23 protein-coding genes and 2 pseudogenes are annotated in these 26,289 nt (G+C 37.7%); 17 read left to right on the forward strand and 8 right to left on the reverse strand.

The features are described from left to right. Positions 1-22: 22 nt before the first annotated feature. From EJN90_RS07710 to EJN90_RS07735, 6 genes are all read left to right on the forward strand, one after another. A complete protein-coding gene (locus EJN90_RS07710) occupies positions 23-1,705 on the forward strand; it encodes an ABC transporter substrate-binding protein (protein WP_126110033.1) in 1,683 nt (560 codons plus the stop codon). A 134-nt stretch (positions 1,706-1,839) separates the two neighbouring features. Continuing rightward, the gene (locus tag EJN90_RS07715) at positions 1,840-2,739 is read left to right on the forward strand and encodes an ROK family protein (protein ID WP_164544035.1); all 900 of its coding nucleotides are present in this window, start codon (positions 1,840-1,842) and stop codon (positions 2,737-2,739) included. A 14-nt stretch (positions 2,740-2,753) separates the two neighbouring features. Continuing rightward, on the forward strand, positions 2,754-4,226 hold the full coding sequence (locus EJN90_RS07720) for a glycoside hydrolase family 1 protein (RefSeq protein WP_126110037.1): 1,473 nt from the start codon (positions 2,754-2,756) through the stop codon (positions 4,224-4,226). A gap of 16 nt (positions 4,227-4,242) precedes the next feature. Next, positions 4,243-6,555, forward strand: a complete 2,313-nt coding sequence (yicI, locus tag EJN90_RS07725) for an alpha-xylosidase (RefSeq protein ID WP_126110039.1) — start codon at positions 4,243-4,245, stop codon at positions 6,553-6,555. Between the two features lie 10 nt (positions 6,556-6,565). Then, complete coding sequence (locus EJN90_RS07730; protein WP_126110041.1) at positions 6,566-8,590, forward strand: beta-galactosidase; 2,025 nt, start codon at positions 6,566-6,568, stop codon at positions 8,588-8,590. Positions 8,591-9,017: 427 nt separating this feature from the next. Beyond that, positions 9,018-11,084, forward strand: a complete 2,067-nt coding sequence (locus tag EJN90_RS07735) for a cellulase family glycosylhydrolase (protein ID WP_126110043.1) — start codon at positions 9,018-9,020, stop codon at positions 11,082-11,084. Positions 11,085-11,168: 84 nt separating this feature from the next. On the opposite strand, the gene EJN90_RS07740 is transcribed toward EJN90_RS07735, so the two are convergent. The 3 genes from EJN90_RS07740 to EJN90_RS07750 form a co-directional block, all read right to left on the reverse strand. Beyond that, a complete protein-coding gene (locus EJN90_RS07740) occupies positions 11,169-12,146 on the reverse strand; it encodes an aldo/keto reductase family protein (protein ID WP_126110045.1) in 978 nt (325 codons plus the stop codon). Positions 12,147-12,472: 326 nt separating this feature from the next. Then, complete coding sequence (locus tag EJN90_RS07745; protein WP_126110047.1) at positions 12,473-13,330, reverse strand: DegV family protein; 858 nt, start codon at positions 13,328-13,330, stop codon at positions 12,473-12,475. Then, positions 13,320-13,910 carry a DUF1836 domain-containing protein gene (locus EJN90_RS07750; RefSeq protein WP_164544036.1) on the reverse strand — a complete coding sequence of 197 codons (591 nt, stop codon included), beginning with the start codon at positions 13,908-13,910 and terminating at the stop codon, positions 13,320-13,322. Before EJN90_RS07750 ends, EJN90_RS07745 begins: the two co-directional genes overlap by 11 nt. A gap of 156 nt (positions 13,911-14,066) precedes the next feature. Here EJN90_RS07750 and EJN90_RS07755 point away from each other — a divergent pair, with 156 nt between their 5' ends. Both EJN90_RS07755 and EJN90_RS07760 read left to right on the forward strand, forming a co-directional pair. Further along, positions 14,067-14,342: a DUF503 family protein gene (locus tag EJN90_RS07755; protein ID WP_126110051.1), complete on the forward strand. Its 276-nt coding sequence runs from the start codon at positions 14,067-14,069 to the stop codon at positions 14,340-14,342. 89 nt (positions 14,343-14,431) lie between these two features. Next, positions 14,432-15,280: a DUF4352 domain-containing protein gene (locus tag EJN90_RS07760; RefSeq protein WP_126110053.1), complete on the forward strand. Its 849-nt coding sequence runs from the start codon at positions 14,432-14,434 to the stop codon at positions 15,278-15,280. Positions 15,281-15,449: 169 nt separating this feature from the next. On the opposite strand, the gene EJN90_RS07765 is transcribed toward EJN90_RS07760, so the two are convergent. Continuing rightward, positions 15,450-15,884, reverse strand: a complete 435-nt coding sequence (locus EJN90_RS07765) for a universal stress protein (protein ID WP_164544037.1) — start codon at positions 15,882-15,884, stop codon at positions 15,450-15,452. Between the two features lie 202 nt (positions 15,885-16,086). Here EJN90_RS07765 and EJN90_RS07770 point away from each other — a divergent pair, with 202 nt between their 5' ends. The 4 genes from EJN90_RS07770 (at position 16,087) to EJN90_RS07785 (ending at position 19,729) form a co-directional block, all read left to right on the forward strand. Beyond that, the gene (locus tag EJN90_RS07770) at positions 16,087-16,536 is read left to right on the forward strand and encodes a hypothetical protein (RefSeq protein ID WP_126110057.1); all 450 of its coding nucleotides are present in this window, start codon (positions 16,087-16,089) and stop codon (positions 16,534-16,536) included. Beyond that, complete coding sequence (locus tag EJN90_RS07775; RefSeq protein WP_227872470.1) at positions 16,529-17,092, forward strand: GNAT family N-acetyltransferase; 564 nt, start codon at positions 16,529-16,531, stop codon at positions 17,090-17,092. The genes EJN90_RS07770 and EJN90_RS07775 overlap by 8 nt, the downstream gene beginning before the upstream one ends. A gap of 343 nt (positions 17,093-17,435) precedes the next feature. After that, on the forward strand, positions 17,436-18,875 hold the full coding sequence (proS, locus tag EJN90_RS07780) for a proline--tRNA ligase (protein WP_126110059.1): 1,440 nt from the start codon (positions 17,436-17,438) through the stop codon (positions 18,873-18,875). Positions 18,876-19,198: 323 nt separating this feature from the next. Then, the gene (locus tag EJN90_RS07785) at positions 19,199-19,729 is read left to right on the forward strand and encodes an acyl-CoA thioesterase (RefSeq protein WP_126110061.1); all 531 of its coding nucleotides are present in this window, start codon (positions 19,199-19,201) and stop codon (positions 19,727-19,729) included. A 239-nt stretch (positions 19,730-19,968) separates the two neighbouring features. Here EJN90_RS07785 and EJN90_RS07790 read toward each other — a convergent pair whose 3' ends face one another. The 3 genes from EJN90_RS07790 to EJN90_RS07800 all read right to left on the reverse strand — a co-directional run bounded on the left by EJN90_RS07790 (position 19,969) and on the right by EJN90_RS07800 (position 22,229). Continuing rightward, positions 19,969-20,262 (reverse strand): DUF896 domain-containing protein, encoded by a 294-nt coding sequence (locus EJN90_RS07790; protein ID WP_126110063.1) that lies wholly within the window; start codon positions 20,260-20,262, stop codon positions 19,969-19,971. Between the two features lie 44 nt (positions 20,263-20,306). Beyond that, positions 20,307-20,918 (reverse strand): alpha/beta hydrolase, encoded by a 612-nt coding sequence (locus EJN90_RS07795; protein WP_126110066.1) that lies wholly within the window; start codon positions 20,916-20,918, stop codon positions 20,307-20,309. Positions 20,919-21,065: 147 nt separating this feature from the next. After that, positions 21,066-22,229, reverse strand: a complete 1,164-nt coding sequence (locus EJN90_RS07800; protein WP_126110068.1) for an ROK family transcriptional regulator — start codon at positions 22,227-22,229, stop codon at positions 21,066-21,068. A 187-nt stretch (positions 22,230-22,416) separates the two neighbouring features. On the opposite strand from EJN90_RS07800, the pseudogene EJN90_RS07805 reads away from it, so the two are divergent. The 3 genes and pseudogenes from EJN90_RS07805 to EJN90_RS07815 all read left to right on the forward strand — a co-directional run. Continuing rightward, a pseudogene (locus tag EJN90_RS07805) lies at positions 22,417-22,646 on the forward strand (xylose isomerase); the annotation flags it as partial. A 62-nt stretch (positions 22,647-22,708) separates the two neighbouring features. Continuing rightward, on the forward strand, positions 22,709-22,996 hold the full coding sequence (locus tag EJN90_RS07810; RefSeq protein WP_265415832.1) for a hypothetical protein: 288 nt from the start codon (positions 22,709-22,711) through the stop codon (positions 22,994-22,996). Between the two features lie 259 nt (positions 22,997-23,255). Further along, complete coding sequence (locus EJN90_RS07815) at positions 23,256-24,749, forward strand: UDP-glucose--hexose-1-phosphate uridylyltransferase (protein WP_227872471.1); 1,494 nt, start codon at positions 23,256-23,258, stop codon at positions 24,747-24,749. 99 nt (positions 24,750-24,848) lie between these two features. Here the strand turns inward: EJN90_RS07815 and EJN90_RS07820 are convergent, their stop codons facing one another. Beyond that, on the reverse strand, positions 24,849-25,076 hold the full coding sequence (locus EJN90_RS07820) for a CsbD family protein (protein ID WP_126110072.1): 228 nt from the start codon (positions 25,074-25,076) through the stop codon (positions 24,849-24,851). A 385-nt stretch (positions 25,077-25,461) separates the two neighbouring features. Here EJN90_RS07820 and EJN90_RS13880 point away from each other — a divergent pair, with 385 nt between their 5' ends. Together EJN90_RS13880 and EJN90_RS07825 are read left to right on the forward strand one after the other, a co-directional pair. Further along, the gene (locus tag EJN90_RS13880; protein WP_164544038.1) at positions 25,462-25,617 is read left to right on the forward strand and encodes a hypothetical protein; all 156 of its coding nucleotides are present in this window, start codon (positions 25,462-25,464) and stop codon (positions 25,615-25,617) included. Positions 25,618-25,887: 270 nt separating this feature from the next. Continuing rightward, positions 25,888-26,271, forward strand: a pseudogene (locus EJN90_RS07825) (transposase); the annotation flags it as partial. Positions 26,272-26,289 lie beyond the last annotated feature (18 nt).

Here is a 26,289-nt window from a genome sequence, read left to right on the forward strand (position 1 = left end):
AAATTATTAGGAGGATTTATTCATGAAAAAGAAACATTGGCTTACTTCGTTACTTCTTTCAAGTTCATTATTACTGGCTGCATGTGCAAGTGACGGAGGTTCAGGGAATACCGGAACGGATGATATCGGAACGAGTGATGGAGACACCGAAGAAGTAACAACACTAACTTTTTTTAGTGCAGATTTAGCGACGGATGATCCTTTTACGAATCCAGTAGCGCAAGAGATTACCAAGAGAACAGGCATACAATTAGAAATCACCCATCCTGTCGGCGGGGATGAGCAAGCAGTTCCTTTGATGATTGCAAGTGGTGATTACCCGGACATGATTTTCGGTAAGGGGGACATAAATAAATTAATTGATGCGGGTGCTGTCATTCCATTAGATGACTTGATTGAAGAAAAAGGAGAGAACATAAAAGCAATGTACGGCGATCAATTAGATCGCTTGCGTAACAGCTTAGATGATCCACAAATCTACCACTTAGGAACAGGTGGCGTAGAGAATAGATATTTAACCACAAGCGGAACATTCCAAATTCAATTTGATGTATTAAAGGAATTGGGTTATCCGGAAATAAGAACATTGGAAGAATATGAAGAAGCAATCAAGAGCTATGTAGAAACTTATCCAGAGATCGATGGTCAATCAACGATTGGATTGAGTTTATTGGGTAGTGACTGGCGTTGGTTAATCACGGTTGGAAACCCAGCTGGTTTTGCAGCAGGTTTGCAAGATGATGGACAATGGCATGTTGATGAAGAAACGGGCGATACCGTATACAAATTCTTGTTACCGGAATTCAAAGAATACTTTAAATGGTTAAACCACATGAATGATATTGGTCTATTAGACCCTGAATCATTTACACAAACATATGATACGTATATTGCAAAACTTTCTTCTGGTCGTGTATTAGGAACGGCTGACCAAGACTGGGATGTTCAAGAAGCTGTCGCAGTTTTAAAACAAGATGAAAAAGACAACCGTTTGTGGGCACCACTTCCTGTAACTTTAGGAGAAGAATACATTTCTCAAAGTACACGTGACTATGGATTCACAGGAGCAACAGGTATATCGATCAGTTCAACTTCAGAAAAACAAGAGGAAGCATTTGAATTCCTTGACTGGATGGCTTCTGAAGAAGCACAGATTCTTGTGAACTGGGGAGTCGAAGGAGAGCATTACGAAGTTGTAGATGGTTTGCGTGTGCAAACAGATGAAGATCGTAAAAACAATCAAACAAATCCTAATTATGGTATTGAAGCAGGTATCGGCGCTTATATTTATCCATTCCCACAATGGGGTAACGGTGCTGTAGACTCTAACGGACAATCAATTAGCCGCGATACAAAAGAAGACATCATGGTTAATTATACAGAAGCAGAAAAAGAAACATTAGCAGCATATGGAGTAGATTTGTGGGTAGAGACCTTCCCTGCAACAGAAACATTAGGAATTCCGGCTCATGGTCGTGCGTATGAATATGTTCTTCCGTCTAACAGTGATGTTGCGATTATTCAACAAAAAGCAGATGACTTTACTACACAAAAAATCACAGAGGCAATCTTAGCAAATCCAGCGAACTTTGATTCTATCTGGGATGGCATGATTACAGAGCTAGAAAACATGGGAATTAAAGATGCCGAAGTGGAAATGACTGAATTAACACATAAGCGCTTAGAGTTGTGGGGAAATAATTAATACAATTCTAAACGGAAAGAAATAAAAATTTGAAGCGGTGTACTGGACCGAATGTGAAGTGATGGAGAGTTTCATACCATCCTATGTGTTGGGAAAAGAATATCGCTTCTCATTTTTTGAAAGGTGGAAAATATATGGCATTCATTTGTTTTGATGTTGGCGGAACAGCTATTAAACAGGGTATTTTTTCAGTAGAAGGAGAGTTGCTGGAAAAGGACGAGTTTCCAACGCCGCATAATGATAAAGAGTCTTTTTATCAATCCATCCTAAATGTGATAGAGGAATACGAACGCACTTATGAAATACAGGGAATTGGGCTGAGTATGCCAGGGTTCATTGATCCAAATGAAGGAAAAGCGATAACGGCTGGAGCGCTTTATACATTGTACGAAGAAAAAATTGTTGAAGTGCTGCAACAAAATATATCTTATCCAATCGCAATAGAAAATGATGCGAACTGTGCAGCTTTGGCTGAACAGGCAACAGGACACGCCCAGGAAACAGCCAACTTTTTACTCATTACGATTGGAACAGGAATCGGCGGAGCGATTGTCTTAAACAATGAGTTATTCCGTGGAAATACTTTTCGTGCAGGAGAGTTCGGTTTGATGCACATTGACGTAGCAAATCACCCATTTATGACTGCCCACGAATTAGCGTCTACAAGTGCCCTTGTTCGTAACTATAAGGAATACAAAGGACTCACACCAGAAACAGTTGTGGATGCACGAGTCATTATGCAAGAAAAAGAAATCGATAGCGGTGTACAGGAATTATTTGAACAATGGATTACCTATTTAGCTGCTCTTATTTTTAATTCGTCGACTTTTTTTAATCCGGAGAAAATTTTATTAGGTGGAGGAATTAGCGCAGATGAAACATTGACACCTACCTTAATAAAACAGCTGGAGAAGGATAATAGTTGGCAAGAGATGAAAACAATCATTCAAAATTGTAAATATTATAACGAAGCTGGATTGCGAGGAGCTTGTGTTTTGATTTCAGAAAAAGTAAAGCGCAATCACGAAGCTTGAGAGAGGAGAATGACATGTTACACACAAAATTAGATTCCTTTCCAAATGAGTTTCTATGGGGAGCAGCATCGGCGGCTTATCAAGTAGAAGGCGGTTATGATGCAGATGGAAAAGGACCTTCTATCTGGGATGGCTTCACCAAAATTCCTGGAAAAACTTATCTCGGAACGAACGGCGATGTGGCCGTTGATCACTACAATCGCTATAAAGAAGATGTGTCCCTGATGGCAGAAATGGGCTTGAAAGCTTACCGATTCTCGGTAGCTTGGTCCCGCATTATTCCGGATGGAGAAGGAGAAGTGAATGAGAAGGGGCTGCAGTTTTATGATAATTTGGTTGAGGAATTAATCACTCATAATGTGGAGCCGGTTCTGACACTGTATCACTGGGATCTGCCACAAACATTGCAAGACAAATATGGCGGTTGGGAATCTCGTGAAACCATCCCAGCATTTAAGAAATATTGCCGTGCCTTGTTTGAGCGGTTCGGTAAAAAAGTAAAATATTGGGTAACCTTTAACGAGCAAAATGTTTTTACAGCCATGGGCTACCGCTGGCAGAGTCATCCGCCGAATGTATCGGACTTGAAGCGGATGTACCAAGCCAACCATGTCATTAATTTGGCTAATGCAGAAGCAATCAATCTCTTCCACGAATTGGTTCCCCAAGGGCAGATTGGACCAAGTTTTGGATATGGTCCCAGCTATCCGCTGAATGCACGTCCTGAGAATGTTTTGGCGGCTGAAAATAATGATGCCTTCAATAATCAGTGGTGGTTGGATGTCTATTGTAAGGGAGAATATCCTGTTTTTGTCATGAAGCAGCTAGAAAAGTTAGGAATCGCACCCGAAGTAACAGAGGAAGACCAAAAATTATTGCTGTCAGCAAAACCGAATTTTATGGGAATCAATTATTACCATGGGGGAACTGTTCGTGAAAATCGTCTGGAAAATACAGTAGAAACGGATGTAGAAACAAAAGAATTTTCCGCGACAGATCCGTACTTAATGCAGCCAAAAAACGAGCAGGCGCAATCACCGGAAGTACCGATGTTTGAATCAGTGTCGAATCCGTATTTGGAAACAACCGAGTGGGGATGGGAAATCGATCCGGTCGGATTCCGACTAGCACTGCGTCGTGTTTATGCTCAATACGGTTTACCAATTTTCGTAACGGAAAACGGACTGGGTGCCATTGATGTTCTGGAAGAAGACGGGACGATTCAGGACAATGTCCGCATTGAATATTTGGAAAAACACCTGCTCGAAATGAAAAAAGCCATCTCGGATGGGGTGGAGATGATCGGCTACTGTGCGTGGTCCTTTACCGATTTACTCAGCTGGTTGAATGGTTACAAGAAACGTTACGGCTTTGTATACGTGAACCGAGACGAACACGGTGAAAAAGATTTGAAACGACTGAAGAAGGAAAGTTTTTATTGGTACCAACATGTTATCCAACAAAATGGCGAAAATATTCAAATGTAGAAAAGAGGATAAATAAATGAAGTATTCAAATGGCGGCTGGCTTGTGAAAGACGGATACGAAGTAAACTATCCAGCTCATATTTACACAACAAAATCAACCGAAGACACGTTAATTTTATATGCACCATTCCGTTACACAGGGCACAAGGGGATGTCATTAGACGGTGGAATGATGACCATTGAATTAACGGCACCACGTTCAGGAATTGTCGGCGTGAAAGTATACCATTATAAAGGAATGCGCCATCTTGGTCCAGATTTTGAATTACAGAAAGATTATGTACAGCCTGAAATTATAGAAAGCGAAGAGGCATATCGATTCCGTAATGGCGATCTAGCAGTTGAAGCAGCAAAAGGTGAGCAATTTCATTTGAAATTTTATTATAAAGGAGAATTGTTAACAGAAAGTAGATCACGCGGCCAGGCTTATGTTATCAATGATCAAAAAGAACCCTTCATCAGTGAACAGCTCGGCTTGGGAGTCGGCGAATTAATATATGGATTGGGTGAACGGTTTTCTCCGTTTGTAAAAAATGGACAAACCGTCGATATTTGGAACGAAGATGGTGGGACAGGAACAGAGCAAGCGTATAAAAACATTCCGTTTTATCTAAGTAATCGTGGATATGGAATATTTGTTGATTCACCCGATAAAGTGAGTTTTGAAGTAGCCAGCGAAAAAGTTTCGAAAGTACAATTCAGTGTTCCAGGCGAGATTATGCAATACTACATCATTGCAGGAGACAATCTGAAAGAAGTCGTAGAAAACTATACAGATTTTACTGGTAAACCTGCCTTACCGCCAGCTTGGTCGTACGGACTATGGTTGAGTACATCCTTCTTAACCGACTATGACGAAGAAACGGTGAATCAATTCGTTGATGGTATGAGTGAACGAGACATCCCGTTAGAAGTGTTCCATTTTGACTGTCTATGGATGGAAGAATTCGAATGGTGCAATTTCACTTGGGACAAAAGAATGTTCCCGGAGCCAGAAAAAATGTTGGCACGATTGAAAGAAAAAGGCTTAAAGATTTGTGTATGGATCAATCCATATGTCGGCCAAAAGTCGCCGTTATTTGATATTGGTATGGAAGAAGGTTACTTTATCAAACGCGCTAATGGAGATGTATGGCAATGGGATAAATGGCAAGCGGGACTTGCGATTGTTGATTTTACGAATCCCGAGGCTGTTCAGTGGTACCGAAGTGAGCTAGAAAGATTATTAGATATGGGCGTAGATTCTTTTAAGACCGACTTCGGTGAGCGTATTCCGACTGATTGTGTTTATCATGATGGTTCCGACCCACATCGCATGCATAATTATTATGCGCAAATTTACAATGAAGTTGTCTTTGATTTATTGAAAGAGAAAAAAGGGGAAGATCAAGCGGTACTGTTTGCAAGATCGGCAACTGTCGGCGGCCAAAAATTCCCTGTGCATTGGGGAGGAGATTGTACCTCTGATTATCCATCAATGGCAGAGTCTTTAAGAGCTGGATTGTCATTTGGGATGAGCGGTTTTGGTTATTGGAGTCATGATATCGGCGGATTTGAAACGGGTTGTACACCGGATATTTATAAACGCTGGACGCAATTTGGCTTACTTTCTTCCCATAGTCGTTATCATGGAAGCTGGGAATACAAAGTTCCTTGGTTATATGGCGAAGAGGCAGTGGATGTTTCACGCAAATTTACGAAACTAAAATTACGCTTAATGCCATATTTTATGAAAGAATCTGTTTACACTCATCAAACAGGCGTGCCCATGATGCGTTCAATGGTATTAGAATTCCCAGAAGACTTAAGTACTCATACCTTGGATAGACAGTATATGTTAGGGAATGATTTATTGGTAGCGCCAATTTTTAACGAAGAAGGCACGGCTGATTTCTATGTTCCAAAAGGACGTTGGACAAACTATTTGACCAACGAAGTGTTAGAAGGAGAGCAATGGTACCATCAACAATACGACTACTTACATTTACCGTTATTAGCTCGTCCGAACAGTCTGATCGTGGAAGGATTCCGTGATGATCAAGCAGAGTACGATTATACAAAAGATGTAACTATTCATTTATTTGAATTGGAAGCTGGAAAAACAGTCGCAACATCGATTTACGACCTATCAGGAAGAGAAGCTGCAAATATAAAAGCAAGTCGTCAGGGAGAAAAAATAACCCTTGAAAGCAAAGGATTAGCAACTTATTCTGTCGTGCTTAGAAACATCTCAAATGTTTCTGTGGATTCAGGAAATGCAGAAAATCATGAATGGGGCACGAAAGTTTTGCTATCAGAAGAAAAAGTAGTAATTTCATTAACGATCTGAGGAGGAGCGTATGGCAAAACAATTTTTTGACCGCATGATTTACGGAGGGGATTACAATCCTGGACAATGGCCAGAAGAAATGTGGAAGGAAGATATGCGTATTTTCCGTAAAGGCTACATTAATTCTGCAACCATTAATGTTTTTTCTTGGGCAAGATTGCAGCCTTCAGAAGCGGTCTATGACTTTACTGAATTAGATAAAATTATGAACATGCTGGAAAAAGAAAACTACGATATTGTTATGGGAACTTCGACTGCAGCTCTGCCCGCTTGGTTGTCTCGTAAATATCCAGATGTCAACCGGACCGATTTTTACGGACGAGAGCATAAATTTGGTCATCGTCACAATCATTGTCCAAATAGCCCTAGTTTCCAAAGATTTGCAAGGGATTTGGTTCTTCGAATAGCAGAACGTTACGGCAATCATTCCAACTTAAAAGTATGGCATATCTCGAATGAATACAGTGGAGAATGCTATTGCGATAACTGCGCAAAAGAGTTTCGAGTTTGGCTGCAAAAGAAATACACAACAATTGAAGCCGTGAATGAGGCTTGGAACATGGAGTTTTGGGGTCATACCTTGTATGATTTTGATGATATCGTTCCTCCCAGTTATTTAGGAGACGGAATCAGTGATACGATGACGGCATTTGCCGGGATTGCGGTTGACTATCGTCGTTTTCAATCAGATAGTCTATTAGATAATTTTAAAATGGAACGAGATGCTATTCGAAAATTCGATCCGGAAACACCTGTTACTACTAATATGATGGGAGCCTATAAGGGATTAGATTATTTTAAATGGGCAAAAGAAATGGATATCGTTTCTTGGGATAATTACCCTAGCTATGAACCGGATTGGGCTCATACATCATTTAATCATGATTTGATGCGTGGTATGAAAGACGGACAAAGCTTTATGTTAATGGAACAAACGCCAAGTCAACAAAACTGGCAGCCCTATAATGCTCTGAAGCCGCCCGGACGGATGCGTGTGCAAAGTTATCATGCAATTGCTCGTGGGGCAGACAGTATCCAATTTTTCCAATTGCGTCGTTCAAAAGGCGGTTGTGAGAAGTTTCATGGGGCTGTCATTGGACACGTGGGGCATGAAAATACCCGAGTGTTTAGAGAAGTTGCTCAACTGGGAGCGGAATTAGAACAACTTGAGGACAAGCTCATTGGTGCAACTACACCAGCTCAAGTAGGAATTTTATTTGATTGGGATAACTATTGGGCCCTTGAATATACAAGTGGACCAAATGTTGATTTATATTATGTGGAGCAGATTCAAAAGTATTACCATGCTTTCTACAAGAAAAATGTAGCAGTGGATATCCTTCATATGGATTCGGATTTTGAAAAATACGATGTCGTGATTGCCCCTGTTCTTTACATGGTAAAAGAGGGGATTACAGAAAAAATCGAATCGTTTGTATCGAAAGGCGGTAGTTTTTTAACAACCTTTATGAGTGGAATTGTGGATCAAAGCGACAATGTTCATCTGGGTGGATATCCCGGTCCTTTACGAAAATTAATGGGAGTGTGGGTAGAAGAAATCGATGCCTTAGCTCCAGGAGCAACCAATGAAATTCGTCGCGTAGACGAAAAGTTAACAAAAGAAAATTATACTGGTTCACTTGTCAGTGATTTAATCCATCTCGAAGGAGCAGAGGCGTACGCTGTGTATGACAGTAATTTCTATGCTGGTATGCCAGTTGTTACTCGAAATTCATTTGGTGAAGGAAGTGCTTGGTATGTAGGGACTGTTCCAGAAGCAGAATTACTGGATGATATTGTAAACTTGATTCTTGATGAAAAGAACATAAAGGGATTCGGAGATTATCCAGAAGGTATTGAAATTACGAAACGAATGAAAGATGAGAAAGAATATATTTTTGTTTTGAATCATTACGATGACACGGTAGAAATCGAGACAAGTTTCGTTGGTTATAAAGATATTTTAACGGGAGAAAAGATTGAGGCTGTAACAAAATTAAGTCCTTTTGACGTTAAAATATTAAGCATAGACTAGTTTCCTTCCCTTAGTCAAATGTTGAACGCATAAGAACAGTTCTTTGCCCGTCTTTTATGGGGCAAGATGAATTCACCAGAATTTAATGGAAGCAACCAAACACACGCAGCTATTTCCCTAATCTCATCTAGTGAACAATGGGAACTGGCCTGGCTAGATGAGATAAATACCGATTCTCTTCTAGTGGAAACTTTAGCATGGCCCACTGGATGAGATTCACTATTATTCTCATTCAGTAAACGCTGAAAAACTCCCTACTAGATGAAATGATGCAGAAATGTCATAGGAATGCGTCGGATTAGTAATTCGGCGCATTTTAATAGGGTAGTAGAAGTTCTTTCTGCGCCCATCTCCTTTATTTTGTACCCTTAAATTTCAGTAATTAGTACGTTCTTCTAATAAAACTCTGAAAAGGTGGAATTCTTTGATGAAAAAGAAATCTTTATTTATTGCCATTTTTATTAGTATGTTTTTTGTCGCACTTGGAAATAATAGTATAAAGACTCAAGCAGCTGAAAAAACAGCCTCTCAGAAATATGTGGATCGAATGGGCAGCGGTTGGAACTTAGGAAATTCCTTTGATGGATTTGATACAGGGGGAGACCTGGGAGAAGAGTCATGGGGAAATCCTATTGTAACGCGTGAATTGATTCAAGCTGTAAAGGCAAAAGGTTTCGATAGTATTCGACTGCCATTTACGACAGAGATGAGAATCGATGAGAATAATGTGATAGATTCAGAATTTCTTGATCGTTATGAAAAAGTTGTGAATTATGCTCTGGAAGAAGATTTATTAATTATGGTTAATGTTCATCATGATTCCTGGAGTTGGCTGGCAAATTGGAATGGGGATACAGAGGCAGAGGAATTTAAGAAGTTTAATAATATTTGGGAACAGCTAGCTGAACGTTTTAAAGATTATGACGATCGCGTGATGTTTGAATCTATTAACGAACCGCAATTTTATGGAGTAGACGATGCTGTCGCCATTGAACGACTTACTGCTCTGAATCAGAGTTTCTATAATATTATCAGAAATTCAGACGGAAATAATGCAGACCGGATGCTCGTCTTGCCAACGTTACTGACTGACAATGCACAAAACCGTTTGGATGCTTTACAACAACATATTTTATCACTAGAAGATCCGAATCTAATTGCAACGATTCATTATTATAGTGAGTGGGTCTACAGTGCCAACGTAGGTATTACTCGTTTTGATGAAATATTATGGGATGAAGTTACTTCGCGGACAAGTATGATTTCTGTTTTTGATCGCGTCCATGAAACATTTACCCAAAATGGTATCGGTGTTGTCATAGGAGAATACGGCTTATTGGGTTATGACAAAGGTGATGATGTGAATCAACTAGGAGAAACATTGAAATACATAGAGATGTTAAATCACTATGCTCAAGAAAAGGGATTTAACACTATGCTTTGGGATAACGGACAACACTTAAATCGTTATACTTATGAGTGGAACAATCCCTTATTTGGAGAAATGATTGAGGTATCCATGCATACACGTTCAGCCTATGCAACAGGATTGAATACGACTTTCTTAGGTAATAAAACGGAAGATGAACAAGTTGGAATTGAATTGACATTAAATGGGCAAGAGTTGGTTGCCATCTATCTCGAAGAAAGAGAACTTGTGCGTGGTACTGATTATTTTTATGAAGATGGAAGCATTATACTGTCACAATCATTCTTAGATGAAATTACTCAGCAATATGAGGAAAACTATACGGGTGTTGTAGCGGCATTACAACTTAGCTTTACGAACGGAGCAGACTGGCATCAATATCTTGTGAAAAGCGAAACTCCCGTCATGTCTGAAGCAAGTGGAGAGAAAACAACTGGACTTTCTATTCCGACTGAATTTAATGGCAATCAATTAGAAAAAGTTGTTTCGAAAGATCAGGATGGAGCAATTGCTTCCCATAATGATTGGTGGGATTACTTAGAAAATGGCTTTGAATTTTATCAAAATCCCGCAGAAGGTAGCATCTTCTTAACCAGCAGTTATTTGAATGTATTGAGCGATGGAGTTTATAGTCTTCACTTCACTTTTTACAATGGGGAAACAGTAGAGTATCGATTATTGGTAGATGGTGATTCTGTGTCTGGTATTCAACTTACAGAAGGGGAAGACCTGGAACAGCCAGTAAATCCAGAGGAACCTATCAACCCAGAAGAACCGACAGTGCCGATAGAACCAGTTCAGCCTGTTGAACCGGAAGATTCAGTAGACCCTGAAGAGCCAGTTGAGATAGTGAAACCAGAAGTACCAGTTGAAATAGAGCCGGATAAAATAGACAATGTCATAGAAATAGAACCATCAAAAACAAAAGAACAAGTTTCTGAAAAAGAAAAACAAGAAACTCTTCCTAACGCAGGATCTAAGACTATTTGGATTAGCTATCTAGGCTTAGGATTTCTAATTGCAGGAATTGGTGTTTTCTCATTAAATTTTTTTAAGAAGCTCTAACAACTTAGTCTGTTGAAAAGCAATAGAAGCCTGTAAAACTCCCACAATGGAAATTTTACAGGCTTTTTTCTTTTTATAAAAGGATTAATTTCGTGGTCCGAAATTACTAATGGGCTGTAGTAATTCATTGATTCCAACTAAAATTTCTTTGGTCAGTTCAAAGTCCACTGCTTTAATGTTATCTTCAATTTGTTCAGGTTTACTTGCTCCAATAATTGCTGAACTAACTCCTGGATGACGTAAAATCCAAGCTAAAGCTAATTGCGTCAGGTTTATATCCAGTTGTTGAGCAAATTTTGAAAGCTCTTGGACTGCTTCTAAAAGACGCTCATTTTCTAAATATTTCTTTAAACCACTGCCGATTTCTGAGTTAGATGCCCGACTATCGGATGGGGCTTCTTGGCCTGGTTTATATTTTCCGGTAAGGATTCCTTGGGCTAAAGGTGAAAAGACAACTTGTCCCATACCATTTGCTTGAGAAACAGGAAGAATATCACGTTCAATGAAACGTTCAATCATATTATAAGCAGGTTGATTCGATACAAGAGGACGGAAGTTACGTTCTTTTGCAATCTTATGTGCTTCTTGAATTTTGTCAGCAGGCCATTCACTTACCCCAGCGTAGAGAATCTTACCTTGTCGCTGTAAATCATCCAATGCCCATAATGTTTCTTCTAGAGGTACATGAGGGTCATATCGATGACATTGATAAAGGTCAATATAATCCATGCCTAGTCTTTTTAAGCTTGCATCACATTGCTCAAAAATATGTTTGCGTGATAAACCGCGATCATTTGGTCCGTCACCCATTGGGAAATACACTTTGCTTGCTACTACAAGGCTAGATCGATCGTATTCTGCAAGAGCTTTTCCCAATACAATTTCTGCTTCCCCTTGTTCATATACATTAGCAGTATCAAAAAAATTGATTCCTGCTTCATATGCAGTTTGGATACACTTTTGGGCTGTATCATCTTCTACTGATTTCCCGTAGGTAAGCCAACTTCCCAGAGCAATCTCACTCACACGCAAACCGCTTGATCCTAAATTCCGATACTTCATAAATAACATCTCCTCCTTAAACACATTCACTAAATTTTGAAAGGGTTTTCTATATACGTTCATCTTATACCAATTTCACCATATAAGCTACTAGGAAGGAAAGCATTTTACTGTCTATTTGAGGAAAAAAATTATAATAAAAAAGAGAGTGGGAAAAAAGGCGTTTAGATCCGAATCACTGGAACGAATCAGCACAGGATGGACGAAGACCATCCGCGCATTATTCGTGAAGTGGATGTCGGATCTGCCTTTTTGAGCACGTTTACACCACTATTATTCGTTAATACTAGAGGGGTCGGGAGTTTTTTCCCAGCCCCAAAGAAAATTCATTCTAAAATCATAACACCAATTCCCAGCAATCCCGGACCGGTATGAACACCAAGAACAGGGGAAATTTGGCCTTCGCAATAAATTTTAGCATTTGCGATTAAATCTTGAATGCTATCTTTCATTTGGAGCATCTCTTTTTCTGCAGCGCCATGGCAAAGAGCAATGTAATAATCTTTATGACCAGCAACTTTTTCTTTTGCAATTTCAAGCATTTTTGCAATATTTTGCTTACGTCCACGGACTTTTGCAACTGTATCGTAAATACCTTCTGGATTACAGGAGATGATTGGTTTAATTTTTAAAGCACTACCTAAAATACCTTGCACCTTTCCAATTCGGCCGCCTTTAATCAAGTATTCCAAGGTTTCTAAACCAAAAAATACACTGGACTTGCTTATTGCTTCTCGTGCTTTTTCAACGACTGTTTCAAAATCGTAGCCTTTTTCTAATTGCTCTGCAGCATAAAGTGCAATAAAGCCAGATCCGATTCCAATGTTTCGGGTATCGATTACTTGTATATTCATATCTTCACGAGCTTCTGCAGTTAATTTCATCGTTTGGTAAGTACCACTTAATCCGCTGGAGATGATAGAAGCTAGTACATCTGTATAGCCATCCGCTTTTATTTGATTCAAGAGCTCTTCAATTTCGCTTCCTAAAGGTAAGCTGGTTTTAGGAACTTCTTTTTTAAATGAATCATATACTTCTTGTGGAGAGATATCTACGCCATCTTTGTAAGATCGATCAGTATAGTTAATCATTAAAGGCATAGTATAGAAGCCATACTTCTCTGTTAGATTAGCTGGGATATCATTACATGAGTCTACTAAAATTGCTACACGATTATTTTTCAAATGAAACCGCTCCTTTTTCTTCTACATATATTCGTTCTGTATTGGACTGATTGAGCCCATTAAATTCAATGATTTTTTGGGTAAGTAACTTAGATGCTAAAGATAATGTGACCATTTTCAAGGCAATATTTTCGTTCCGGATCTGATTAATTGTAAAAGAGAAATCAATTTCTTTTCCTAAGCAACTAAATAAATTATGAAAGGACTGTTCGAGTTCGTCGCAGAAAGAATCATAGGCCACTTTTTTGCCTTTAACCGATATTTGCAGAGACATTCCTTTTTGAACGTCTGTTAAAGGTAGCACTTGTTTGAGTAAAGTAATGACAATGAGTTTAGCAATATGCAGCTGATAATATTTCTTTTTAATTGGCCTTTCAATCAGGCCTAATTTCACATAATTATTTATCATTGCCGGGGTAATAATTCTTTCCTGATCGTCCGAAGACAAGAAAGATAATTGACTTTCTATAATAGTCAAGACTTGATCGCTATATACACCGAAGTTTGGCAGTTCGTTCCAACGAATCAATTTTAAGTTCGTTAAATCTTGTTGATAATGCAAGACTTCATTCTCATGCAAAAGTTTCACCTCATTTTATAAAAACAAAGAACCTATCTAGTTTTCATTATCAGTTGAAATGTTTTTCGTTACTAGTAAAATGTAACAGGAAACATAAAATAATTCAATGAAAATATTTCTTAAGAAAAGTTAAGGGATGCAAAGGAGGAAATAAAGATGCCATTTATTAATGTAGAAATCTCATTTTTGATACAAGACTCTTTTTCTTTAAAAGATAAACGAAGTACTGTGAAAAGTATTGCAAAACGTATGCACCAACGACATAACGCTAGCTTGGCGGAAGTAGCTAAGCAAGATGTCCTTAATATAGGGTGTGTTGGTATTTCAGTTGTCAGCAGCTCTACACTCGTTGCGCAACAAACGGTGGATCAAATAATAAAAGAAATAGAAGAGATGTATGAAATTGAAATATTTGATATTTCATATGTTTAGTCTCGAATGATTAGGAAATCATGAAAGGATTTGCTAAAATTACTGTAAGGAACCAGCTAATTCGATGTGTATAATAGGAGGAGTTTGTTATGAGGGGGAAATACGCGTGGTTGTTGCTGAGCACTCTGTTTTTATTATCAGCATGTGTTGGTACAGATGCCGATGGAGATTCAAGCAAAAATAATGAAACGAATGAAAGCAGCGCTGTAGTAGAAGTCAGTGAAGATAAAACCATACAATTTGTTTCGGGCGTCTTAGAGAACGAGACAAAAGGTGACAAATATAATTATTACGCACTAGAAGGTCAAGCAGAAGGGATAAATCAAGTTACTGCTATTATCGAAGGAACTGCCGTTGATATCCGAACAACAGACAATCAGTGGTATTTTACTTATCCATATCCGGGACCAAATGTGAAAACAGAAATTACTTTTACAACGGATGATCGCGTTGAGTACGGCCAAACGGGAATTGATTTAGCTGACTTGGAACAAAATAGTTATGTTACGGTTACATTCATTCCAAATGAAGAGCCCATAATAGAAAATCCAGCTGTATCAGTAAATGAAGGGGAATCCCAAACATTTAGAAACGAAGATTCTGGCATCGTGGAAGTTGTTACGGTAACAAACATAGAAGTTACTGAACCAGAGGAAGACTTGCAGGCTTTGGGAGAAAGTGTTTTGAAAGTTGAAGTACTTTATGTGAACGAAGGAACAGCTACCACTTTTATTGCCCCAAATTATTTTACTGCGACAGATGGCGAGGGGCATTTTCTTCCCCTGCGTTATCGTCATTTCTGGCTAAATGAAGTCGAGCCAGGTAAAAGCTTTACCGAAACAATTTATTATGATGTAACGGACGAAGGTCCTTATCAAGTTCACTTCTTCGATGGAGCATGGCTGGATCAAGAAACAGTAAATGGTGTTGAAATATAAAAAATTAGCGATTTTAACAACAAAAAGCCGCTCTACTAATGTAGTGGAACGGTTTTTTGTTTCTTCCTATATTATTGAGAAATTTAAGTTCTACTTACTCTCTATTCCAACAGAGATTTCAAAAAAGTAGTTATACAATTCTACCAACACTAAAAATAAAGAGTCGAAATTATCTTACAACTAAAACATCACATGGAGCATGTTTTACTACATAGTTTGATACTGATCCTACTAAAGCTCTTGTAATTGCACCTTTCCCAGTAGCACCAATAACAATCAAATCAGAACCGAATTCTTCTGGAAAAGCTTCTGCAATTAAAGTCATTGGGTTTCCATTAGTAATCGTTTTGTCTGCATCAACACCAGCATCTTTTGCAAATCTGACTAACTCGTCAACAAAAGAAGTATCGACATCGTTAAAAAAATCTTGGTTAATCCCAGATGTAAATTGCGATGAAGTGGCTACATTACGTGTGTCCATAATAAAAACAGCTTTGAGTTTGGCTTTGTTACGTTGGGCAATTGCAACAGCTTTTTTAAAAGAGTGTTCTGACTGCTCTGAGCCGTCAACTGCTACTAAAATATTTGTATAGTCACCTAACATATTTTCCATCTCCTTTTACATATCCGTGCTATTATTACTATCTCCTAATTTTATTTTAGCTCAAATTAGAAACAAATAAAAGCATTTACTTTGAAGACGATGAAAATAGAAGAACTATAAAGAGATATTTTTAGCTTTTTTTATATTGATTTAGTAAACTTAAATTTCAACACGAAATTAAAAGTACAAGGAGATGGCTGTGATGGGCTTAATATTAAATATAGATGAAATAAATGAACATATGGAGCAACTAGGGTTGTTGAATCCACAAACGAAACGAACATTAGTATATGGACAGGTGATGCCTAATGCCGGACATTTTTTTCTTTTTGGAGCTTACGCTCAACTAGTAAAAGGCGCTTATTTTGTAATGAGCCTAGAAGAAAATCGCATTATTTTAATTCCGCTGAGCAAAATTTCTGGAAAAATTGATAAAAAAGCAGAACCAATTTTTATTCCACATGAAGAATTGGAAGGGATTATTCTTAAAAATGGCATGATGATGCACTCTGCAACATTTTTAGGAAAAGAGCAAGAGTTGACTTTGAAGTTTGCTAAAAATGGTATCGGAATGAAGTGGCACAAAGAGAACCTGAATAATACCATGCGTGAATTAGAAAAATTACAAAAGGTAGTTGGTACAGGTGAATAATCATTTTGCGCTTGCAAGCAATCGATGGATAGACTGTGAAAGACTCGTTTTAAGGCCTATTCGTTTAGAAGATGCAGAAGATATGTATGAATATGCATCAGATGAAGAGACAGTGCGTTATGTATTTGATAAACATCAAAGCTTAGAACATACAAAAAATTCCATTGCAGAATACTTTATGAAAGCTCCAATTGGGAAGTTTGCAATTGAACATAAAAAATTAGGTAAGATGATTGGTACCATTGATATTCGCGTATTTTTTGAACATAAAACTGCTGAAATTGGTTATACTTTGAATAAAGATTTTTGGGGACAAGGCTATATGACAGAAGCAGCAAACGCACTTTTACAATTGGCTTTTGAAATGCTCGAACTTGAAAAAGTATATGCAATACACGATGTGGAAAATCCTGCTTCTGGAAAAGTAATGCTTCGACTTGGCATGCAAAAAGAAGGAGTATTACGCCGCCACCGAATCCATAAAGGGAAAAGTATCGATACAGCCATCTATGGTATTTTAAGAGAAGAGTATTTCCGCAATAAGGAGATATACTAGTCTGATTTAATGAGGAAGTGACATTGGAAAAAGAAACAATTGAATTCTAATGTCATTTCCCTTACAATATGTATGCATACATTTAGGAATAGTACGTATAGAATGGGTAAAGAGAGCTTTTCCAAGGCTGGAAGAAAAGCCCCCGCTGCTATAAAGAACCTGCCTAGAAGAAATTATTCGTAGTATGACCGGCTGTCTGCCGTTATCAAGATAAAGCAGGGCTTGTTAATGAAGCCAACCAAGGTGGTACCGCGGAATAAAGTATGTTTCGTCCTTAAATAAGGATGAAGTGTGCTTATTTTTTTTGACCAAATAAAGAAATTTAAAATAAAGGAGTAAGATGATGAGCAATTTACAAAAAGAAGACTTTTCAGCATGGTATATCCAAACCATTAAGCAAGCAGATTTAATGGATTATTCACCAGTTAGAGGATGCATGATTTTTAAGCCAGATGGATATGAAATTTGGGAACACATTCAAGAAGAATTTAACAAACGCTTTAAAGAAGAAGGGATTCGTAATGCCTATTTCCCAATGTTAATTCCTGAATCATTCTTTACAAAAGAAAAAGATCATATCGAAGGTTTTAGTCCAGAATTGCCATGGGTAACAGAGGCAGCGGGTGAAAAATTAGAAGAGCGATTAGCGTTGCGGCCAACATCTGAAACAATGATTGGGACTGCTTTTAGCGACTGGATTAATTCTTATCGTGATTTGCCATATGAAATCAACCAATGGGCAAACGTCTTCCGTTGGGAAAAGAAAACTTTACCGTTTTTACGTACATCTGAGTTTTTATGGCAAGAAGGGCATACAGCTCACGAAGATGAAGAGTCAGCTCGAAAACGTACAATGAGAATGTTGACGGTATATAAAGAAGTAATTGAAGAATTACTAGCTATTCCGGTTTATGAAGGACAAAAAACACCATCGGAACGTTTTGCGGGAGCAGTTGATACATTTTCCGTAGAAGCAATGATGAAAGATGGGAAAGCAGTTCAAGCAGGAACCTCTCACTATATGGGGACAAAATTTGCAGAAGCATTTGATATCAAGTATTTGAATCGTAATAATGAACATGTTTATGCACATACAACTTCTTGGGGAGTATCTACTCGTTTAATTGGTGCAACAATCATGGTACACGGTGATGAACAAGGTCTTGTTTTACCTCCAAAAGTTGCTTCAAGACAGGTTGTTTTAGTACCCGTAGGACCATGGAAGAAGAAACCTGAAATTGTTGAGAGACTTGAAGAACTGTTGCGTGATTTAAAAGCGCAAGGAATTCGTGCAATTATTGATGATAGCGATAATTCTCCAGGGTTTAAGTTTAACGAATGGGAGCTGCGTGGAGTGCCAATGCGTATTGAATTTGGTCCCCGTGACATGGAAAACAACCAAGTAATGATAAAAATGCGTGATATTGAAGGGAAAGAAGCCGTTTCGCTTGAAGGGATTACTGATTATGTTGAGAATGCGCTAGATGAGATGCAGACTCGTTTACTTGAGACAGCTCGCAAGAATCGTCAAATGCATGAGTATACACATATCAACACTTTAGAAGAATTGAAACAGCACATTGAAGAGAAGCGGGCTGTTGGAGAATTGCCAGGCTTTGTATTAGCTGGTTGGGATGGCGAATTAGAAACGGAAGCAAAAATTAAAGAAGAAACAGGTTTTACAACACGTAATATTCCGTTCCATCCTTCAGTGGAAAAAGAAAGCTGTATTGTAAGTGGTAAGCCTGCCAAACACACAGTTTGGTTAGCACGCGCATATTAAAACAGAGTGCGAAGAAGTGCGCACAGGTTCCCGTACGCTGGACCAAGCACCGAAGAGGGATGAAGTCCCCCGGAGGAGATTGGGAAGCGGTAGGGAATCTGCACTTCTGCACACATTTAAAACAGAGTGCGAAGAAGTGCGCACAGGTTCCCGTACGCTGGACCAAGCACCGCAGAGGGATGAAGTCCCCCGGAGGAGATTGGGAAGCGGTAGGGAATCTGCACTTCTGAACACATTTAAAATAGAGTGCGAGGAAGTGCGTTAAGGCATATAGCAGAAAATAGCTATATGCTTTTTATTATTATCAAAAGGGGCATCCAAAAATGACAGAAGGAACCAAAAAAGACTTCCGTTTTTGTCGCGAAACGAGAGTCATTCAAACACACCGCATATTTCCCTTTCATGCTAATTCTCATGGAAGTTTATTTGGCGGAGAATTAATGAAGCAATTAGACGATTGTGCATCAATTTCTGCACAGCGTTTTAGTCGAGTGGGAAATGTTACTGCATCAGTAGATTCATTGAACTTTCTGAAGCCATTGCTAGTAGATGATTCTGTATGTATTGAAACATTTGTATCTGGTGCAGGGAAATCATCGATAGAGATTTTTGCAAAAGTCATTGGAGAAAATCTTCGCAGTGGAGAACGGTACTTGGCAGCGACTTGTTTTATGACGTTTGTAGCGATAAAGAACTTTGATGGAAATGAATTTTCCTTGCCTAGTATTGTAGCAGAAACAAATGAAGAGAAATTTATTTGTCGGGATTACGAAAAAAGAAGAATAGCCCGCATTGAAACACGTAAATTACAAGCTGAATTCGATAAAAACATAACCATAAAAATGCCATGGTAAAATAGAGTGCGAGAAAACGTGCTAAGCCACCCGTAGGCTGGAAGAAATACCGAAGAGGTGTAAACACCTTGTAGGAATTTCTGAAGTCATAGGGTTGCTACGTTTTCGAACACATTTAAATAGAGTGCGAGAAAACGTGCTAAGCCACCCGTAGGCTTGCTGGTAAGTAACTCCTAACAGAACAACCTAAAAAAGCTGGACAACAAAAAAGAGTTGAGAAAGTCTCAACTCCTTTTTGCTTACATTTTTTTATCATCAGCATCTAGAAAAACAATATTCTTTTCTTTTAACAGCTCTTGTGCATTCTTTAAATGCATGTCTCTTTGAGCTTGTTTCAGTTTTTCAGGAGTAACGTCTGTTCCTTCCGGGTCATAGACAGTTGAATTTAACAAAACTTCATTTAATGAACTACGAAAGTTTTTAATATATTTTTCACGTAGTTCTTTTTGTTCTGTTTTTTCTTCTGTTGTCAATCCTTCGGCTGTTTTTGCTTTTCTTGCGAGCTCATTGATACGTGCTAATGTTTTATCCATTTATGCACATTCCTTTCTTACTAAAACATTCAATATGAAAAATACTAGGAAAAGTACTTTTTATACCAATTAGCGGCATGCCGCAGTTCTTCTTGTGATAAAGAATGACCAGCATTTCCCCAGTAAGTTGTCACATCGCTATTTTTATTTTCTAACTCATTAATCAATGCATTTGTCTCATCAGGGAGACAGATTGGATCATTTGATCCAGCACCAATAAAAATCGGAAGCTGATTTAATTCTACCATTTTTTTATTGCGAAATGGAACCATTGGATGGTGCAAAAGCGCGCCCTTAAATGCATCGTTAAAAAAGTATAACATACTTGCTGCAATGTTTGCACCATTTGAATATCCTAAAGCAACAACTTCCTTACGATTAAAATTATACTCATATGCTGCTTCGCTTACAAATTCATACAGATCATGAGTTCTTTTTTCTAAATCCACTTCATCAAGAACACCCATTTCAAGTCTCCGGAAAAAGCGGTTCATTCCATTTTCAGATACGTTTCCTCGTGGGCTTAAAATACTCGCTTTTGGATTAATCATTCTTGCTAAAGGAATTAAGTCCTCTTCATTTCCGCCTGTTCCATGCAATAATAAAAACACGGGTTGATTTTCTTCGCCTTTAATAAATATATGATGGTAGTTCATCTAGTATCCTCCTAAATCAATGCACATTCGATTATCTCGACTTCGAAATAATCATAGCATATCCGTATAAAAGGGTCAAAAGAACAAACTTTTTAAATGCCCTGCGCTTCGTAAATCTTTATGAAAGAGTTCGTTACGTTTTTCTACTTAATAGTCAAGGTTTGAAAAATTTAAATTAGAAATATTGAAAAATTCTTGTAGATTTACGACTGTTCCTCCTAGTAAAGTAGCTTGTTTTCCCATATGAGATAATTCTAGTGGGACATTTTTTGCGAATGTACTTACCATATTTTCTTGAATAAGTGGGAGTAATAAAGGCAGTTCTTCAAAAAGAGTAGAATTAAAAATAACGACCTCTGGATCAAAGTGAACAATTAAATTATTCATACCTACTGCTAAATAATTCGCTGCCTCTTTAATAACTTCTATTTCAGTAGAATGGTTTTGTTCATATCCGATTGTAAGATCTTTTAAAGTTGCCTGAGGTTGTTTGATTTTTTCGCGGTAGTTTTTTAGGATTGCCAGTTCTGAACAATATTGTTCCATGCAGCCTTGATTTCCACAAGGACATTGTTTTCCAAACGGTTGAAGAATCATATGACCAATCTCGCCACCTTGTCCACGATTACCATGATACAATTCTCCATCAATCAAAACACCTGCACCGACTCCGCTATGGATACTGAGGCTCACGATATTTTGTTTCGTTGTAGAAAAAGCTTTTTCTCCCAGTGCGCTTAAATTCGCTTCGTTTTCCAAAAAAACAGGAATTTGTAATACTTTTTCTAATTCATTCGATAAGTCAATTTCATCTAAATTGGAGTAGGGAGTAAAAATAATGTTATTTTCGTGAATAATACCATGTATCCCAATGGTTATTCCGATTAATTGGAAAATACGTTTTGAATAGTGGTGCTCAAACTTTTTAACAATTTCCTCGATTTTTGTAACAACTGTTTCTTTTCTATTTGTGATACCTGTTTCTGTAAATTCAGCGATAATCTCGCCGTTTAAATTAGTGAGAATACTAGAAATATAATCATATCCTAAATCAATACTTAACGAACATCCTGCTTCACGATTCAATTCAAGTAAGATGGGTTTTCTTCCGCCTGAAGAAGTGCTATTTCCAGCGCCAGTTTCCAACACGAGCGAGTCTTCTAATAATTTTTTAACAATTTCAGAAGTAGAAGCTTTATTTAATCCTGTCATTTGTGAAATAGCTGCTCGTGATATAGCAGGGTGGTGAATGATGGTATTTAATACGAGTGTTTCATTTTGTCCTCGAATTGAAAATTTATCGGTAACCATAAAAACTCTCCTTTAAATCAAGATAGTGTGAGTAGTTTGTTTTCAAAATGAATAATCTACTTAAAAATAGCACATCAAGTAATTATTTGTAAAGGTATCTCGATAACAAGAGTCTTTTTAAACCCAAAATGAAAACGATTAACAACAAAAGGTAAATCCTCTTTTCTGCAGTTAGTTAGTAAGGGAAATAAACTCTGAAAGTAAAGACACTGAAAATCTATTTGCTTTTCGACAGTATAACCCTGAAGAGACGGTATTAGGAAAAACGATGAAAGATCATCTGCGTTTTGCTGTCGCTTATTGGCATTCATTTGTAAATGAAGGAAATGATCCGTTTGGCTTAGGAGTAAATGAACGTACATAATTACGGATGATCCGATGGAAACTGCCAAAAATCGTGTAGAAGCAGCTTTTGAATTTTTGAATGGAGCAAAGAAATCCTTGGAAAGTTTGATTTACCAGAAGAGCTCTGTCCAAAATTGGTAGAATCTGCAGATAAAATCGGTATGTTGAAAACAGAGTTGACAGAAGAACTAGGTTTTAAAAATACTATTAATATCTATGCTGGTGGGGCAGACAATGCCTGCGCTGCTCTAGGTGCTGGAATTGTTTCCATGGAAATGGAAATGGTAAGTATCGGCACTTCTGGAGTTTTTCTATCTTATGAAGAAGCAGGGAAAGAATACGGCGGAGATTTGCATTACTTCACCCATGTATTGCCAGACGCGTTCTATTCGATTGGAGAAATATGCTGGAAAAACATTTGAGAAGATTGTTTCAGTAGGCGGCGGGGCTGCTTTTTTGAGCACACTTATGTTGCATTGTTCGCGTATAGACAAGGGGCTGGGAGTTTTTTCCTAGCCCCTTGTCTATAGAGTGATTACGTTCTGCTTTCTGTATCCGCGTGCTTTCAAATAGAACTTTAAAATTTATTGTTGTTCCTTAGAAATTTTGTTTTGTCCTTAATTATTAAGAGTATGCTAAAATAGCTTCTATAAGTATTTAGAATAGAAAAGAGGTCTATCGTTGGGAACTAAAAATAAAATTGATCAAATTGTTTGTGATTTTGTAGCAAAGGGGGTTGTTTCGCAGTTAGTACATCCACTTGACTCATATTATGCCACTAATCGATTGATAAATTTATTAAAAAAAGAGCATTATGGAACAACTTTAACTCCTTCGATTCCCTTGGAAGATATGTTAGATTTGATGGATCAACTAGTGGAATATGCCGTTCAAGAAAAAGTTATCGATGATACTTTGCGTGCGAGAGAAGAGTTGGAAGCAGAAATTATGGATGTCATTACACCAGCACCTTCAGTAGTAAACAAGGCTTTTTGGGAAGGTTATCAAGAAGCTCCTATGAGAGCGACCGATGACTTTTATAAGCTTTCAAAAAATAATGACTATATTAAAACGCGTCATATTGCAAAAAACGAACATTTTAAAACAACTTCCAAATATGGAGTGTTAGATATAACCATCAATCTATCCAAACCGGAAAAGACGAAAAAAGATATTGAAGAAGCACAAAATTCTTTTGGTAATTATCCCGAGTGTCAATTATGTGCAGAGAATGAAGGATACAAAGGCCGACCAGGCATTGCAGCTCGAACAAATCATCGAGTGATCCGTATTCCCATTCAAGGAGAGAATTGGGGATTCCAGTATTCTCCCTACGCTTATTACAATGAACATTGTATCGTTTTTACAAAGAAGCATACTCCTATGAATGTGACTAGACAGACAATTGCAAATTTATTGGAATTAGTAACTGTTTTACCACACTATTTCATGGGTTCAAATGCAGGGTTACCAATTGTTGGCGGCTCTCTCTTGGGGCATGAACATTACCAAGGAGGACGACATCATTTTCCGATGGAAGATGCAAAAGTGACTGATACATGGCAATGGAAATCAAAACCAAGCGTCACAGCTGAAAAATTGTATTGGCCGCTTTCAGTCATCCGTCTTCGTTCGTTATCCATAGAGGATCTTGTAGAATCGGGTTCTGAAATAATGGATGCATGGAATGATTATACGAATGAAGATTTAGGAATTCTCGCTAATACAGGAGAGACAGTACATAACGCGGTAACCTTGATTGCACGGAGAAATGGCAATGCATATGAACTGGATGTTGTTTTAAGAAATAATCGAACATCAAAGGAATTTCCAGACGGAGTTTTTCATCCCCACCCAGATGTTCAACACATTAAAAAAGAGAATATTGGTTTAATTGAAGTGTTGGGAATGGCAATTTTACCTCCTCGATTAAAAACAGAATTACGTGAAGTAGCCGATTATGTATTAGGAAAAGATGTTGAAGTAGCTCCTTACCATTTAGAATGGGCTAATACATTAAAAGAACTTCCAAATATAACAGAAGAAAATGTAACAACTGTCATTCAGGAATCCGTCGGAAAGAAATTTGAGCAAGTTTTAGAAGATGCTGGCGTCTTTAAGCAAACCGCAGCAGGGCAAGAGGCATTCCAGGCATTCACAAAAAAATTCCGTTAAAATTGCAAAGCTGAGTTTTCCATATAAATATAAAATCATAATCCAGAACAAAAAGCGCTGAATGCTCAGCGCTTTTTTTGGGAGATTAGTATGTAATTTTTATAAATCTTCTAAACGATCGTCATTTCTTTTTTGAAGCTCATCAACTTTTTTATCAGCTTTATTTTTTGCTTCGCCGATATGCTCTCTAACGTCGCCTTTTTTCTTTTGAAGTTTACCTTCAACTTCTTTGCTCTTATCGTCCGTTAAATCGCCGTACTCTTCTTTTACTTTACCGACAACCTTGTCTTTTAATCCTTTTGCTTTATCTTCAAACCCTTTTGCCATTTGTAATTCCTCCTAGCTCGTATTTAAAAATAAAATATAAAAGAGAAAGTTTCCAGTTCTCTTATCTATTATTTTAGGTGAATTTATGAAATAAGCAAATGATAACCCTTATTTAGCACTGTAAGGAACAAGATGCAGCCATGAAAAAGGGGACCTGACCCATAGCATGAGACAAACACAAAACATCTCCCTTGAATTCAGAAATGTTACACTGAACCTAATATGCAGGTGTTTTTGTCATGGTAAAAAGAAAAATGTATCCACCTGAAGTAAAATAGCAAGCTGTTCAAATGAGAATTGCCGAAAAACCCATGAAGGTCATTCAGTTTATGCTTACTCTGAAAATGATAATATAGCAGTCAGTGAGGATTTAAATGAAATTGAAGTGTTTATTTTAGAAGATGAATTATTTATTGATGGTAAAATCATAAGTGAAGAAGAATTATATTTACTGCTTGATAGTGCTAAAAAGATTGAATCTTATGACATACCTAACTATTCTACAAGGTCGCTTGTTGCTGACGTAACTATTGGCGGCTAGCAAAGCTATTATCAATTTTTTCTCTAATTAAGATAATATGACTGCTAATGAAATAATCTCTAATCGTAGAAAAGTTGGAATTCTTAGAGAATTTCCTGGTCAGTATTTAGATAAAAAATTTAAAGATATTTCCGAAGACAATTTAAAGTATACAAGGCTGATGTGGAACAACAGGATGAGACGCGCAATCAATTAGCCAAGACACCGAAAGATGACCAACGTCAGACAGCGGTCAACTATAACTGGTAATACTTTAAGCACCATGTAAAAGAAAACCTTGAAAGCGATCATGGTAAACAAATCTACGCACAACGGAAGAATGACGTAGAAACTGTTTTTGGTCGTTTGAAAGGTATATTTGGCATGCGAAGAACGCATGTCAGAGGCAAGCAAGCCGTTCATAATGACATTGGTATCATGCTTATGAGCACGAATCTTACAAAACTAGTCCTAGAGGCTGGAAGAAAAACAAAAGCTTTTTACAAAAATGAAAGCAAAAATAAAAATCGCAATGAAACAATCAGAATTCTGATCATTTCATTACGATTTTTTTATTTGAGGCTAGTTATTTCCTTGCTTATTACCTTGAAAATAAAAAAGCAAAGATTTTGGGGGAATTCTATCCTCGCATCGACTTCTTTCACATATAGATAATGTTTTCTAGTTACCAAA

Origin of the sequence: Jeotgalibaca ciconiae (genome assembly GCF_003955755.1) — a bacterium.
GTDB classification, from domain to species: Bacteria; Bacillota; Bacilli; order Lactobacillales; family Aerococcaceae; genus Jeotgalibaca; species Jeotgalibaca ciconiae.

Bases quoted from the DNA above. Each gene is read 5' to 3' on its own strand.
- EJN90_RS07710 (WP_126110033.1), top strand. From the start codon at position 23: ATGAAAAAGAAACATTGGCTTACTTCGTTACTTCTTTCAAGTTCATTA.
- EJN90_RS07715 (WP_164544035.1), top strand. From the start codon at position 1,840: ATGGCATTCATTTGTTTTGATGTTGGCGGAACAGCTATTAAACAGGGT.
- EJN90_RS07720 (WP_126110037.1), top strand. From the start codon at position 2,754: ATGTTACACACAAAATTAGATTCCTTTCCAAATGAGTTTCTATGGGGA.
- yicI (WP_126110039.1), top strand. From the start codon at position 4,243: ATGAAGTATTCAAATGGCGGCTGGCTTGTGAAAGACGGATACGAAGTA.
- EJN90_RS07730 (WP_126110041.1), top strand. From the start codon at position 6,566: ATGGCAAAACAATTTTTTGACCGCATGATTTACGGAGGGGATTACAAT.
- EJN90_RS07735 (WP_126110043.1), top strand. From the start codon at position 9,018: ATGAAAAAGAAATCTTTATTTATTGCCATTTTTATTAGTATGTTTTTT.
- EJN90_RS07740 (WP_126110045.1), bottom strand. From the start codon at position 12,146: ATGAAGTATCGGAATTTAGGATCAAGCGGTTTGCGTGTGAGTGAGATT.
- EJN90_RS07755 (WP_126110051.1), top strand. From the start codon at position 14,067: ATGCCATTTATTAATGTAGAAATCTCATTTTTGATACAAGACTCTTTT.
- EJN90_RS07760 (WP_126110053.1), top strand. From the start codon at position 14,432: ATGAGGGGGAAATACGCGTGGTTGTTGCTGAGCACTCTGTTTTTATTA.
- EJN90_RS07765 (WP_164544037.1), bottom strand. From the start codon at position 15,884: ATGTTAGGTGACTATACAAATATTTTAGTAGCAGTTGACGGCTCAGAG.
- EJN90_RS07770 (WP_126110057.1), top strand. From the start codon at position 16,087: ATGGGCTTAATATTAAATATAGATGAAATAAATGAACATATGGAGCAA.
- proS (WP_126110059.1), top strand. From the start codon at position 17,436: ATGAGCAATTTACAAAAAGAAGACTTTTCAGCATGGTATATCCAAACC.
- EJN90_RS07785 (WP_126110061.1), top strand. From the start codon at position 19,199: ATGACAGAAGGAACCAAAAAAGACTTCCGTTTTTGTCGCGAAACGAGA.
- EJN90_RS07790 (WP_126110063.1), bottom strand. From the start codon at position 20,262: ATGGATAAAACATTAGCACGTATCAATGAGCTCGCAAGAAAAGCAAAA.
- EJN90_RS07795 (WP_126110066.1), bottom strand. From the start codon at position 20,918: ATGAACTACCATCATATATTTATTAAAGGCGAAGAAAATCAACCCGTG.
- EJN90_RS07800 (WP_126110068.1), bottom strand. From the start codon at position 22,229: ATGGTTACCGATAAATTTTCAATTCGAGGACAAAATGAAACACTCGTA.
- EJN90_RS07820 (WP_126110072.1), bottom strand. From the start codon at position 25,076: ATGGCAAAAGGGTTTGAAGATAAAGCAAAAGGATTAAAAGACAAGGTT.